This window comes from Clostridium algoriphilum (genome assembly GCF_020443705.1).
Lineage (GTDB): Bacteria > Bacillota > Clostridia > Clostridiales > Clostridiaceae > Clostridium_AD > Clostridium_AD algoriphilum.
Map to the genome: position 1 here is coordinate 75,718 of NZ_JAIZZK010000018.1, position 13,986 is coordinate 89,703.

Genomic DNA, 13,986 nt, shown 5'->3' on the forward strand with positions numbered 1-13,986 from the left:
ATAACGCTTAAAGAAAGGAGGAAAACACCTTTAGATTGCTTATTATGAAATTATAATTAGGGGGGGAAATTAATGTTCAATAAAAATTTAATACTGACAAAAAAAATATCTTTATTTCTATTATTTGCAATGACTCTTTCAGTAATGCCACCAGTTTTACATAGTTCTGTAAACGTTCTTGCAGATGAGGTACAAGCTGTCAAGCCTACTTCAAATTTTCCAACTGAAAGTGTAATAGGAAAAACAATTCCTATAAAATTATCTGATTCAAGCTCTGGTACAATTTATTTTACTACAGATGGGAGTGATCCTACTACTAAAAGCTACAAGTATAGCACTCCTATAACTATAAATGATTCTATAATTAAAAATAATACTATAACAATCAAAGCTCTTGTTGACGATAGTTCTATAGCTTCATTTGTATATACTGTAGATAATGATTTAGTACTTCTAAATAATGAGGCCTCTATCCCTGCTGTTATTAATGAAATGACGCTACAAGAAAAAGCAACACTACTTGGTGGTTCTAAAATAAAACCGTTAGCCGGTGCAGCAGGAAGCACTCAGGCAATAGCAAGATTAAACATCATTGGAACATCACTTTCTGATGGCCCAGCTGGAATTAGGATTACTGCAAAACCTGCAGGTTTCACTGATTCTCAGGGTAATCAGGCTGTAAGAAATGCTACCTGGTGGGCTAATGGATCAGCGCGTGCATCTACATGGAATACTTCTCTTCAAAACCAAATGGGTACAGCTTGGGGCAAAGAGATGTATTTCTTTGGTAATGATCTTTTGTTGGGACCCGGAATGAACATTCAAAGATATGCACTAAACGGCAGAAACTTTGAATATTACTCTGAAGATCCACTGCTTACTGGCAAGACTGGAATCGCAGAGGTTAACGGTATTCAGTCTCAAGGGGTTGGTACTACAGTTAAGCACTACGCTGCAAATAATCAGGAAAACGGTAGAAGCAACTTACCAGAAACCATTAGCACGAGAGCACTTCGTGAGATATATTTAAGAGGTTTTGAATATGTTGTTGAAGGAGCTCAACCTTGGTCAATTATGACATCTTATAACCAAATTAATGGTGTAAGTACAGCAGCGAACCCTGAGCTATTGAAATCAGTTCTCAGAACCGATTTTGGGTTTAAGGGATTTGCTATGACGGATTGGGGTGGACAAGGTAATGCTTCGTATTGGCCAGCACAAGCAGGAAATAATGTACACTCCTCATTAGTAAAGGCTGGTAACGACCTATCTATGCCAAGTGGTAATCCAACCAACATTATAGCTGGATTAGACTCAAAATTTATAACAATGTCTAATGTTGATACAAGTGTTAAAAAAATTCTTGAGTATGTTATTAAGACGCCGGCATTTAAAGGTGTTACTGTAAGCACAGAACCTAGTCCCTATACATCAGAAAACTTAGAAATTGCTAATAATGTAGCTGTTGAAAGTATGACTTTATTAAAAAACGACACTATAAATAAAAAACATTTAGTTCAAATAAAAGGAAAAGATAGTGGAGTAAATAACAAACAGTCACTCCCAATTAAAGGTAAAAACATTATTGCCATAGGTACTGGAAACGATAATATGGTAAGAGGTGGTTCAGGTAGTGGAAGTACTAATGCTGACACTACAAATTCACTACAACTTCCAGCTGCACTTTCAGCTCTCGGTAAAACTGTAATAAATTCTACTTCTTCAACTTATAACTTTCCACAAGTAGATAGTGTTATTGGCGCTACTGATATGTTTACCGGTATAAGTACTATAAATAAAGAGATTCAGGTAAGCGATACTCAAATGGTAGATCTCGTACGCGGAAAAGATGCTGCAGTAATGACACTTCGAGGAGATTCAGGTGAAGGGTCAGACATAAAGGATATAAAAGGGGCATACTATCTCAGTGATGCCGAAAGAGCATTGATCAATACAGCTTCTGTTAAATGCCGCGCCGCAGGTGTGCCATTTATAATTGTCATGAATATGGGAGCTCCAATAGAAATGGATAGTTGGAGAGATAAGGCAGATGCTATATTATTTGCATGGGAACCAGGTGTAGTTCTTGGTAGGCCTGTTGCCGAAGTATTGACAGGTGCTGCAAATCCATCTGGTAAATTATCAACAACTTTCCCTGTGAATGTTAAAGGATACTATAATAATGGTACTAAATTGCTACCATATTCATCTGCAGAGGACAACTTTGGTTCAACCACTGGAACTACTTATGATGAAGGTATTTATGTAGGATATCGTTATTACGATAAATACAAGGTTCCTGTATCTTATGAGTTTGGATATGGAAAGAACTACTCAACATTTGATTATAAGAAGCTTAAACTGAATTCATCTTCATTTACTAATTCTAAGAGTATTCTAAATGTAACTTTGGATGTTAAGAATACAAGTAGTGTTAACGGTAAAGAAGTTACTGAATTGTATGTAGGCGCTCCTGGCAAATCAATGGATAAACCAGTTAAGGAATTAAAAGGCTTTGCTAAGACCAATGTTCTATCAAAAAATAAGAAACAAACTTTGAACTTTAACCTTGATGCAATGTCTCTTGCCTCATTTGATGAAAAACGTTCAGCATGGGTTATAGAGCCAGGTAATTACAAAGTATATGCTGCAGCATCCTCTAAGGATATAAGACAAACTGCAAAGTTTAATGTACCACGAGAAATAGTTGTTAAGACAGTGAGCAATGTGCTTAAACCTAATTAAGTACTTAGTTTAGAAAATGTGATTTACTATCTTAACTTAACCCCCTTAACATACTATATTAAGGGGGTTAAGTTATATTAAGAATCAACATTATTTTAAAACATAATAGACTCATACGAAAACTTCATACTTAACGCCCATATACCTTTTCTATTATATTCTGACATTTTAATGCTTCATCAAAATTAGCATCTATGCCTTCTGAGCTGTTATTATAAATCTTATTTGCAAAATTTATAAGTGAAGCTGTATGACAATTTTGAAAGAATCCTAATGAATTTCTTTTGTCAGCATAATATCTTAATAAACTATCTCCTGATGCTACATTTTTAATTTCTGTTGAATTGCTTTCATATTTATATATCTCAATTTCATAAGGATTATTAAAGTTAATTTTTATGCTACCGTGGCTTCCGTAAACTACATAATCATCTGTTTGATCCCTTTCAGTGAATATTCTTGAAACCTCTAGGCTTCCAATGGTTCCATCTTTTAGTGTAAAATCACAGTTTGCTATTTCATCAACTTGTGTTCTTTCCTTAAAAAAAATCCTAGTCCTAGCTTCTACTTTTTCTATATCGCCCATAGTGAATTGTATCATATCAATTAAATGAACTCCTAAATCAAGTAGTGCTCCTCCACCAGAATTTTTTCCAGTTCTCCAAGTATCCTTTTTCTTTTCATTTAAATAACTATCATGATATGTTCTCACTTTAAAATCTATAATTTGTCCTATTGTCCCCTCCTCAAGTTCTCTTTTTAAGAGCGTAAGAGATGGCATAAATCTGTAAACTAAAGATACAGAATTTATTATATTATTATCCTTAACAAGCCTCGCCATTTCCACAGCATCTTGCATACTTGAAGCTAGTGGTTTTTCGCAATATATTGCTTTGCCATATTGAACTGCTTTTTTTACTACATCAAAATGTGCATCATTTGGTGTACATATATCTATGAAATCAATCTCTTTATCCTTAAATACTTGTTCTACATCAGTGACATTTATAGTGCCACTAATTGGAACATTTATAGGCTTTCTTGTTACAATATATTTTAAATTCAACTCATAAGGAAGTTCAAACCTAATGTTTGCATCACAAACTGCTAACGAGTGAGTTATCGCTATCGCGCCATATCCTATCATTGCAAAATTTATCTTTCTCATAATTTAATACCTCACTTTTCATATTAAATATTATACCCTATCTATAAAATTAGATGTAGTTATTCACAATAGTTCTAAATTAGTTCTACGCTTACTTTTTCCAGTTCACTGCATATTAACTCATCTGGCCTTTCATCTACAATTATTGCATCTATATCATATATATTTGCAAATTGATATGTTGCATCATAATAAAATTTCTTGCTTTCCATAACTAAATAGACTTTTTTTCCTGAAGTAATAATAGCTTTTTTCGTATTTCCATCTTCCACATCATAAGTTGTAACACTTTTATCGAACATATTAACTCCACAGCTACCTATAAATGCTCTATTTACCTTGTGCTTTAATATACTCTCTATAGCAGTTGATCCTGCGAACCCATTTACTTCTTTATTAAACACTCCACCAGTCCCTATTACGTCTACATTGTCACAATGTGAAAAGGTTCTAATAATATCAATCATATTAGTTATAACTATGAGTTTTTTATTCCCTTTTGCGATCATCTCAGCAATTAGTATATTTGTGGATGATATATCTAAAAAAATCGTTTCTCTTGACTTTATAAGTTCGTAAGCCTTTTCTGCAATCTTTATTTTACCTTCTATATTTATATTTTTTCTAGTTAATATGTCATTATGTGGAGCAAATTTTCTACTTAATACTCCGCCTCCATATGTTCTTTTAATAATCCCTCGTTTTTCTAAATTTTTCAGATCTTTTCTTATACAATCTTCTGTTACATCAAACCTTTTGCTTAGCTCCTTTACAACTACCTTTTGGTTTTCATTTAGCAGCTTAATAATTTCTTCTACTCTTTCCTCTGCAAACAAAGTATCTCCACCTTACCCTATTGAATATATACATATAATGAAGCACAATATATTATTTCCTATAAAGCCTATTAATCTACATTATAATTTATTAATATTTTCTTCTAAATTATTATCATTTCCATTTAACCTATTTATGCTACCATATACTTTATTAATCTTTTCATCTAACCTTTCGATGTTTATTAGACTACTTTATCATTTAGTATAAACTTGTCTATAACATGAGCAACGCCATTCTCCTCGTTTGTATAGGTAACATAATCAGCAATTTCCTTAATTTCTGGGAATGCATTTCCCATTGCTACCCCTAGTCCTGCATACTCGATCATTTGTTTATCATTCCCCGAATCCCCTATACAAATAACCTCATATGGCTTAATTTTAAGCTCTTTTGCAAGCTTTTCTATGCCCGATCTTTTACTAGAGTCTTTCTTCATAACTTCCACAATAAAAGGTGCTACCTTTGAAACAGTAAATTTTTCTAACAACTCTTGCGGTAGCTTTGACATGTCTGTAAATAATTCTTTGTTAAAATCTTTTTTAGCTTTAATTTCGATATCTTTTACTACAATGCTTGGAAACAACGCTTGGATATCTCCTACCATACTTAAATCTTCATTTATTAACATGATTTTTGTAATTAGAGTATCCTCTTTAAGAGAATTGAAATCCATCATTTGAAGTGGTAGGTTATTTGCTATAGAATCAATCTTACTAAAATAGTTGCTAGAGTGTATTAATATACTTTCCTCTGAATACATATTTAAGTTTATATTGAGCTGCTTTACTAAATCAAATACATACTTAAAGTCTTCATAACTAATTGGGTCACATTGAATTATTTTTTCTTTTGTATTATTCATAACTACAGCTCCACTACATACCACCGAGTAATTGTCCTCACTTATTAAATCAAGTTCTTCTAAATAATTCTCAATACCTTGAATTGTACGACCTGAAGCAATTACGACTTTAACTCCCTGCTGTTTAGCTTTTTTAATTGCCACAATGTTTTCTTTAGAAATTTTTTTATTATCAGAAAGCAATGTACCGTCCATATCTAACACCAATAATTTATACATATAAAAATCCCCTTATTTTCGTAAAAATTCTTCTAAAACCTCTACAATTAGATTATGTTCTGTTATTTGTCTTAAACCAGATGAAGAAATAGTGCCTACCACTCCAACATTTTTAATGATTATTGGGAATGCACCTCCGTAGGGACAATACTCCTCAGACGAAATATGGTACTTTTCTTCAATTGTCTTTTTTAAAAGTTTTAGTGTTGTTCCTATGTACAAAGAGCTGACACCAAATCTATTAACCACTCTGTTTTTTCTAATAATCCATTGATCATTATCTGGTGATGTTCCCGCAAATGCATAATGAAATAATTGATGACCACACTTTGTAATATCAATTGTCATTGATAAATTCTCTTTTTTTGCTTTCTCAATCAACCTCATTCCTATTTGTAATGCTGTTTCATTTGTAAATTCAGTGAATTGTATCAATTCCTCTTGTTTTTCTATATCTCTTAGCATTTTTTCATAATCTTCCATAACATTTCTCCTTTTCCACATGTTTTAATCATACGAAAATAATTAAATAAATCTTAATTACGTATTGAAGTTTTCTTATTTTAATTATACAATAGGAGAAAACAATAAACAATAATAATAAACAATAAACAGTTAACAAATAACACTAAATGAAAAAACAATGAATAATTAACAACAGTTTTATAAACTATATAATCTACTATAAAAAGGAGGTATAATATTTAATTAGATATAGAATTCAATTTTCTATAATATTTAATGGTTAATATTTTATACCAGTAACTTAAGTTTACCAATATATTGTTGATAATCTAGTGTTTGCAATTAGAGACTTATAAAAATTTAAGATGAGGTGTTAAAATGGAAAAAATATTATTAACAGGCGGAAATGGTTTCTTTTGTACAAGATTTGCTCAGAGATATCAAAACACTTATGAAATTCTCTCAGCAAATACGTCCATGCTTGACGTTACTAATGAAGCGCAAGTAAATGAAACTATTAAAAATTTTAACCCAGACTACGTTATTCATGCAGCCGCCAAAGCAAGTACTGATTTTTGTAATGAAAATCCAGAGCTTGCATATAAAATTAATGTTACAGGAGCAATAAATGTCGCTAAAGCTTGCAAGGAAGTACATTCTAAAATGATATTCATTAGTTCTGAGCAAGTTTTTAATGGTAACACTAATGGTGGCCCCTATACAGAAGATGTTACTCCCTGTCCTGATACAGTTTATGGACAAAATAAACTTGAAGCTGAAGGCTTACTAAAAGAAATACTCCCTGAACTTTGGGTTTTAAGATTCACTTGGCTATTTGGTATCCCTGAAAGAAATTGTGGTATGTCGGCTAATATACTTTGGGGTACATTGACCGATATTTTAAAAGGCAAAAAATCATTGGTTACTCCAAATGAATATAGAGGGCTAACTTATGTCCATGAAGTTATAAACCAATTTCCAAAAATATTTCAAATTCCTTATGGTACCTATCATGTTGGAAGTCATAACGATTTAAGCCGTTATGATATATGCACTTTAATTATAAAGGAAGTTGGCCTTGAACATAGATTAAATGAATTATTAGGGAAGGATTTAGAAAAATATAAAAACCATACAAGAGATATCAGGTTATGTACTGATAAAATTAAAAGTTTTGGTCTAGAGTTTTCAGAATCAGCAGATGGTGTCAAAAAATGTATAAAAGAATTCAAATTAAAATTATAATAAAAAGAGTAAAATATGGTATAATACCATTACACTGCAAATTTAGAATCAACAGAAAACATTTACAACTTCTACCTTATAGATAGAGTTACTAAAAATTTAACAACCAATTCTAAGGAAAGCAGAAATTTTCTAGGTATTTTATATTAGAAAATTATAGGTAATAAATTAGTTTTAAAATTTTAGGAGGTTACATTAATGGAAAAAGTAGTTACAATATTAAATGAACAAGGATTACATGCTAGACCAGCTTCTATTTTCGTAAAAACTGCAAGCAAATTTAAATCTAATGTTAGCATTGTACATGGTAGCGGAGTTGCAAATGCAAAATCTATAATAAACATAATGAGTTTAGGTTTAAAGAAAGATGAAGAAATTAAAATCATCACAGAAGGAATAGATGAAAAGGAAGCTATGGATGCTTTATTAGCCCTTGTAGAAAGTAAATTTGGCGAAAAATAAAATCGGTTTGGATTAAGAACATAAAAAGGTGTTAGGATTAAATGACACTTATAAAAAGATAAAGTAACATATAACTATAATAAGTTTATGTTACTTTATTTATTTAATTATACCTTTTATAGCTATTCAAGGACTTATACAACCAAACAATACAGCTATATTAAAGAACAAAACCTTAAGTCGCAAGCTTCCAAGTAATAATAATATATTATTTATTTGATTTCGCTAATAAAACTATAATTAGCTGAGTTTATAAGTCTTAATAGTTTGAAAGATAATGATACATCTCTTTTTTATATTTATTATACATAAACTTACACATTTTTTACAATATTCTATGTTAACGATTTATATTCTAATTAGATAAACAAAATTATTATTGTATACATTTATGAATACTATTATAATTATAAAGATTAAATAAACCCATATCTTAATTAAATTAAGGTACGGGTTAATACTTATTGAGAACATTATTATAGTCTACCATTATAGAATTTTATTTCAAACTATTATAAATATTGAGAAGATTTTCTTTCATGCTTTCAATATAGGTCTTATTTTCTTCTTTGCTTTCTATTGTATATATCTTTTGAACCTTAGCCCCTGCAGATTTTGCAAGAGTTTCGGACACTCTTGGGCTAGCTAATTCTTCCATAAAAATCACTCTTATTTTATCTTTTTTAACAATGTCTACTAGTTTTTTTAGTGTTTGAGGGCTAGGCTCGCCTCCTCCAAATACACTTTCTACACTATTTTGTTTTAATCCAAAATCTCTGCATAAATACCCAAAGGCAGCATGACCTGTAACAAAATTTTTATTTTGTACTCCCTTAAATTTAACTTTATATTCGTTATAGAGCTTATCAAGTTGAGCTGAAAACTCTTCATAGTTTTCCTCATAAAATTTTTCATTTTTCTTATCAGCTTTAACCAATGCATCTTTTATGTTTTTAGTTTGTATTTTTGCGTCTTGCAAACTAAGCCATATATGTGGATCATACTGACCAGTCTCTTTTCCTGCTGGGTTATTTAATGGAGTTATCCCCTTTGATGAATCAACTACAACTAAATCCTCATTATCTATAGAAGTTAAAGTTTTATCCACCCAGGTTTCCATTCCAAATCCAGAATATACAAACAAACTTGAGTTACTTATGTCTTTCATATCTTTTATTGTTAAATCAAAGTCATGAGGTTCAACACCTTCAGGCACAACCGTTGTTACTTCTATTTTATCTTTACCAACCGCCTGTGCAAATTCCTTTAAAGGATTAAAAGATACTACAACCTTTAATTTTGAATTTTCACTTTGATTACTGTTATTAACAGCTCTCTCTTTTGCACTACTTGTAGATTTTGAGCATCCTACTAATGTAGCTAAAATACAAGTTGAAAGTATGATCATAATAAATTTTTTCAATATTTTTTTCACTCCTCAGTATTGTTGCAAACCATTTGCATTCACTATATTAATATACCCGTGTATATGCAACTTGTCAATGTTTTAATTATCACCTTAGTGCTCTATACTTATACATTTGCTCCTACTTTTAATTGTTGCATGCGTGTTTATGGATTTTAATGTTATATATATTACACGAAAAAAAAGTATGTATTTCTACAATACATACTTTTCTAGCAATCTTAATATAAATTGCTTTAACTCCAATTATATTTCCATTATAATTGGTATAATTATAGGTCTTCTCTTAGTTTTTATATATAGGAATTGGCCTAAAGCATTTCTAATACTTGATTTTATTACAGCCCACTCTTTAATTTTATTATCTAAACACTGTTCTAACTCTTTTCTCACAATGTCCCTAGCTTCATTAATAAGTTCATTGGATTCTTTCATATATACAAACCCTCTAGTTATTATGTCGGGGCCTGCAACTATACTATAAGTTTCTCTTTCTATAGTAACTACAACAGTAAGAATACCTTCTTCAGCTAAATGCTTTCTATCGCGAAGTACAATATTACCTACATCTCCTACTCCAAGACCATCTACCATTATAGCTCCTGTTTGTACTCTTCCAGCTATCCTACATTCACTTGGAGCTACTTCTAATATCTGTCCGGTTTCTGCTATAAAAATGTTATCTGGGCTCATTCCTAATTTTTCCGCAAGTAGTGCATGTTGTTTAAGATGTCTATATTCACCATGTACTGGCATGAAATATTTAGGTTTAACTAATGCATGCATTAATTTTAATTCTTCTTGACATGCATGCCCAGAAACGTGAATCTCTTCTGTAGTATTGTATATTACATTAGCTCCCCTTTTGAATAGTTCATTTATAACATTGTATATGAACTTTTCGTTTCCTGGAATAGGAGACGCAGATAAAATAACCATATCACCCTTTTGTATCTGAATGCTTCTATGAGTAGCTGATGCCATCCTTGTTAATGCAGCTAGTGGCTCACCTTGGCTACCAGTAGTTACTATTGTTACCTTATCATCAGGGTAATTATGAAGATCCGCTACTGTAATTATAAATTCTGGTGGTATATGCAAATATCCGAGATCTATAGCTACTTCAGATATTCTCTCCATACTTCTTCCACTGAACGCTATTTTTCTTCCATTTTGAACTGAAGCATTGGCAATTTGTTGTATTCTATGGATATTTGATGCAAAGGAAGCTATTATAATTCTACCTTCTGCTTTATAGAATATTTTCTTTAAATTCTCTCCAATTACTTTCTCAGATATAGTGAACCCAGGGCGTTCTACATTTGTGCTATCACACATTAGTAATAAAACTCCTTGGCCACCTAATTTTGCAAATCTCTCTAAATCAATAACTTCTCCATCAATTGGAGTATAATCTATTTTAAAATCTCCTGTGTGTATTATTCTACCGATAGGAGTATGAATACAAAGTGAGCAAGCATCTGCTATACTATGACTAACTCTTATAAACTCTACACTGATTTTTTCTAGCTTTACAATGTCGCCAGCATTTACTACATTCAAAGTACAATCTGCCAATATCCCATGCTCTTGCAACTTATTTTCTACTAGCCCAAGTGTTAAACGTGTTCCGTACACCGGAACATTCAATTGTTTTAAAACATAAGGTAATGCACCTATATGATCTTCATGACCATGTGTTAAAAATATTCCTTTTATCCTATCTTTATTCTCTAAAAGATAAGTTATATCAGGAATAACTAAATCCACTCCATACATATCTACGTCTGGAAATGCAATTCCACAATCTATAACGATGATTTCATCTTTGTATTCAATTGCAGTAATATTTTTCCCGATTTCTCCGAGTCCACCAATTGGTATAACCCTAATTTTATTTTTACCTTTACTCTTATAATTATTATTCAATATGTCCCTGATTCCTAAATATTTGGCATTTTACTATCCAATATTTTCGTTCTGTCGACTAAACATAATGGTTGTATTACAAGGTTCAACTACTTAAGTTAGTTTGTTATATTAACAATATAGTTATACTAACATTAGTATTAACTTACTATTCCAAGTGTTTTCTTCCCATTAACTAACCATAAATCAGGATTTTCACCTACCTTTTCTTTTATATTTTTGTTACATTGTGTTCATATTTTTGAGAGAGAACAATTTGTCTTGCCAATTTTAATACATCTTTTAATTTTTATTCATTGAAGTTACTTTATCTATGTCAGTAGTTATTTTATATCTATTCAATAATTTTAAAAATTGGTTAAGATAATTACATTAAAATTCAGCTAACTTATCTCTTTTATACTCGTTTACTTTGTTTCAATAAACTCGCTTATATCGATTTTTTTCACTCTATAATGCTCTCCAATTTTTTCAACCTTATTAACGTTTTCATAATTTTCAGCCATGTATTCTCCTTTCTAATTTTTTTGTATGACTTATATTTCAAAGTGCTGCTTGTTTATAAACATCACTTTCTTTTTATATTATATGTTTTAAAACTTTTTTTCTTATTAAAATAATTGCTTAAGGTAATAATACTATATACATTACTATTATTCTTATTTCTAGTATTACTACAGTATGAGATATTTATAATTTCCTAATAAATACAATACGAAAGAGTACTTTTATACTAATCAAATATAATTATACCATATTATATTTGATTATATTCATTAATAATGTAAAAAAGGTTGAGAAATAAATTCTCAACCTTAAAAACCTATTTTGGATAATACCTATTTCTTATAGATATCACTATAATTAGTTATATTTCTAATTATTTATTTATCAAGAAGAATTCTCTTTTCAAATCGTCCACCTTGCTTAGTATATTGAAGGATATATTCCTTATCATAAACATTATGCATGTCTAAATTAATAATTCCTTTAGTTTTTAGGACCAATTTTATTTTATTAAACTCGTCAAGTCCATTTTTTTCAGTTAGCATAGTATAGACAAGTTTTTGTGAATACTTTGACCAAGCCTCTAGTAATTCATCAAGTGGTGTATTTACATCTATATTCATTTATGTTCCTCCTTGTATAATAAAAATAATATTATTATTTTCTTATTTTCTTGTATAGATTTTTATCTCGTACACTCTATTATATATAATTAATTATATATAATCAACTTACATTATTAATACTACTGATAAATTTATTACTTTTTTATAATATATTAGTTCCTAAACATATTTTAAATTAATATAATTACTTATAATTATTAACATATTTATAGAAAACAAAACAATTATTATTAATATTATGTTAAAAACTTATATTAAACCCATTTAAATTTTAACGTATATAAAAAGTGTAAGATATTTTTTAATAAATTATATCAGTATTTATCAAGTCTAAAATCAACCTCTAACTCAGTGACCGAGCTGAATATCAACTTTCTTATAATTGAATTCATAAATATTGTATGGTAATATTAAATTATAAATAGGTGATGGAATTCACCATAATTACTATATCCAAGCTTCTCCTAATGCTTTTTATGGAGTTTTTGTAGGAGTTTAATTTCTATTATAAAACATTTTTTATTAATATTATAAATAAATTATTATTTTATTAAAACTAGATAAAATAATTTGAGGAAGTGATAGATTTATGAGAAAATACATATTTATAGCTGTAGGCGGAATGCTAGGCGCAATTCTTAGATATGTTATAAAGAACATACATATTAATAATTATAAAGAAGCTATACCTATAAATACATTGTTTATTAATGTTTCTGGAAGCTTGCTTTTAGCCCTTATACTAACTATCGCCTTCGAAGTCTTTGAGTTTGATGCTGATATAAGATTGGGGATAGCCACTGGATTTTTTGGAGCCTACACAACTTTTTCGACATTATGCAAGGAGACTGTAAATCTTATGACTCAAGGTGACTATTATTCCGCTGTATCATATATTGGGTTTTCTGTGATGCTAGGACTTGCCGCCTCCTACTTTGGAGTGGTACTTGCAAGGGAAGTAGTTTCAATGTTTAAAACGGAGCGGAATATCTCTTAAGATGAAAACTTAGAAATTACAAGGAGGTTAAAATATGACATATGTGCTCGTTGCAGTTGGTGGAGCCGCCGGAAGTTTGGTTCGGTACAGCATTGGTAAATTTATAAGTGAAAAGTCAAAAACCTCTTTTCCAATAGGGACTTTTATTATTAATATTACAGGTTCACTTTTACTTGGCATTGTTAGTACTATTGGGGTAAGTAATAATATGATGCTTCTTCTCGGGGATGGTTTCTTAGGTGCATACACAACTTTTTCAACTTTTATGTATGAGGGCTTTAATTTATTTCAAGAAAAAGAAAAACTGAATGCCTTTATATATATATTGTGTTCAGTAATACTCGGTTTAGTTGGTTTTTTTATAGGAAGTAAAATAGGTAGGATATAAGATAGTGTTAACTAACTTATGAAAAAACAGGAATGTAAATATTAGGGTTTTAATTGCACGTTGAAAAGTGAAAAAATACTTTGAAGAAATACAATGCAGTTTTGTTT

General features: G+C 30.2%; 12 protein-coding genes. 5 read left to right on the top strand and 7 right to left on the bottom strand.

Annotation, left to right across the window (positions count from 1 at the left end; all coding sequences use genetic code 11):
* Positions 1 to 72 precede the first annotated feature (72 nt).
* Positions 73 to 2,745, top strand: coding sequence for a glycoside hydrolase family 3 N-terminal domain-containing protein (locus LGK95_RS13690; protein ID WP_226125345.1), 2,673 nt, complete (start codon positions 73 to 75; stop codon positions 2,743 to 2,745).
* 130 nt (positions 2,746 to 2,875) lie between these two features.
* Here LGK95_RS13690 and LGK95_RS13695 read toward each other — a convergent pair whose 3' ends face one another.
* The 4 genes from LGK95_RS13695 to LGK95_RS13710 all read right to left on the bottom strand — a co-directional run bounded on the left by LGK95_RS13695 (position 2,876) and on the right by LGK95_RS13710 (position 6,317).
* On the bottom strand, positions 2,876 to 3,913 hold the full coding sequence (locus LGK95_RS13695) for a Gfo/Idh/MocA family protein (protein WP_226125346.1): 1,038 nt from the start codon (positions 3,911 to 3,913) through the stop codon (positions 2,876 to 2,878).
* Positions 3,914 to 3,987: 74 nt separating this feature from the next.
* Positions 3,988 to 4,749 (bottom strand): DeoR/GlpR family DNA-binding transcription regulator, encoded by a 762-nt coding sequence (locus LGK95_RS13700; protein ID WP_226125347.1) that lies wholly within the window; start codon positions 4,747 to 4,749, stop codon positions 3,988 to 3,990.
* 185 nt (positions 4,750 to 4,934) lie between these two features.
* A complete protein-coding gene (locus LGK95_RS13705) occupies positions 4,935 to 5,834 on the bottom strand; it encodes a Cof-type HAD-IIB family hydrolase (protein ID WP_226125348.1) in 900 nt (299 codons plus the stop codon).
* Positions 5,835 to 5,846: 12 nt separating this feature from the next.
* Positions 5,847 to 6,317: a heme-degrading domain-containing protein gene (locus LGK95_RS13710; RefSeq protein WP_226125349.1), complete on the bottom strand. Its 471-nt coding sequence runs from the start codon at positions 6,315 to 6,317 to the stop codon at positions 5,847 to 5,849.
* Positions 6,318 to 6,677: 360 nt separating this feature from the next.
* Between LGK95_RS13710 and LGK95_RS13715 the strand changes: the two genes are divergently transcribed.
* Both LGK95_RS13715 and LGK95_RS13720 read left to right on the top strand, forming a co-directional pair.
* On the top strand, positions 6,678 to 7,544 hold the full coding sequence (locus LGK95_RS13715) for an SDR family oxidoreductase (RefSeq protein WP_226125350.1): 867 nt from the start codon (positions 6,678 to 6,680) through the stop codon (positions 7,542 to 7,544).
* 198 nt (positions 7,545 to 7,742) lie between these two features.
* Positions 7,743 to 8,006, top strand: coding sequence for an HPr family phosphocarrier protein (locus LGK95_RS13720; protein WP_226125351.1), 264 nt, complete (start codon positions 7,743 to 7,745; stop codon positions 8,004 to 8,006).
* Between the two features lie 499 nt (positions 8,007 to 8,505).
* Here the strand turns inward: LGK95_RS13720 and LGK95_RS13725 are convergent, their stop codons facing one another.
* The 3 genes from LGK95_RS13725 to LGK95_RS13735 all read right to left on the bottom strand — a co-directional run bounded on the left by LGK95_RS13725 (position 8,506) and on the right by LGK95_RS13735 (position 12,491).
* Positions 8,506 to 9,432, bottom strand: coding sequence for a metal ABC transporter substrate-binding protein (locus tag LGK95_RS13725; protein ID WP_226125359.1), 927 nt, complete (start codon positions 9,430 to 9,432; stop codon positions 8,506 to 8,508).
* A gap of 246 nt (positions 9,433 to 9,678) precedes the next feature.
* Positions 9,679 to 11,361, bottom strand: coding sequence for a ribonuclease J (locus LGK95_RS13730; protein WP_264174563.1), 1,683 nt, complete (start codon positions 11,359 to 11,361; stop codon positions 9,679 to 9,681).
* An 884-nt stretch (positions 11,362 to 12,245) separates the two neighbouring features.
* Positions 12,246 to 12,491 (bottom strand): hypothetical protein, encoded by a 246-nt coding sequence (locus tag LGK95_RS13735; protein WP_226125352.1) that lies wholly within the window; start codon positions 12,489 to 12,491, stop codon positions 12,246 to 12,248.
* A gap of 592 nt (positions 12,492 to 13,083) precedes the next feature.
* On the opposite strand from LGK95_RS13735, the gene crcB (LGK95_RS13740) reads away from it, so the two are divergent.
* Both crcB (LGK95_RS13740) and crcB (LGK95_RS13745) read left to right on the top strand, forming a co-directional pair.
* Positions 13,084 to 13,491, top strand: coding sequence for a fluoride efflux transporter CrcB (gene crcB, locus LGK95_RS13740; RefSeq protein WP_226125353.1), 408 nt, complete (start codon positions 13,084 to 13,086; stop codon positions 13,489 to 13,491).
* A 34-nt stretch (positions 13,492 to 13,525) separates the two neighbouring features.
* Positions 13,526 to 13,879, top strand: a complete 354-nt coding sequence (gene crcB / locus LGK95_RS13745; RefSeq protein WP_226125354.1) for a fluoride efflux transporter CrcB — start codon at positions 13,526 to 13,528, stop codon at positions 13,877 to 13,879.
* Positions 13,880 to 13,986 lie beyond the last annotated feature (107 nt).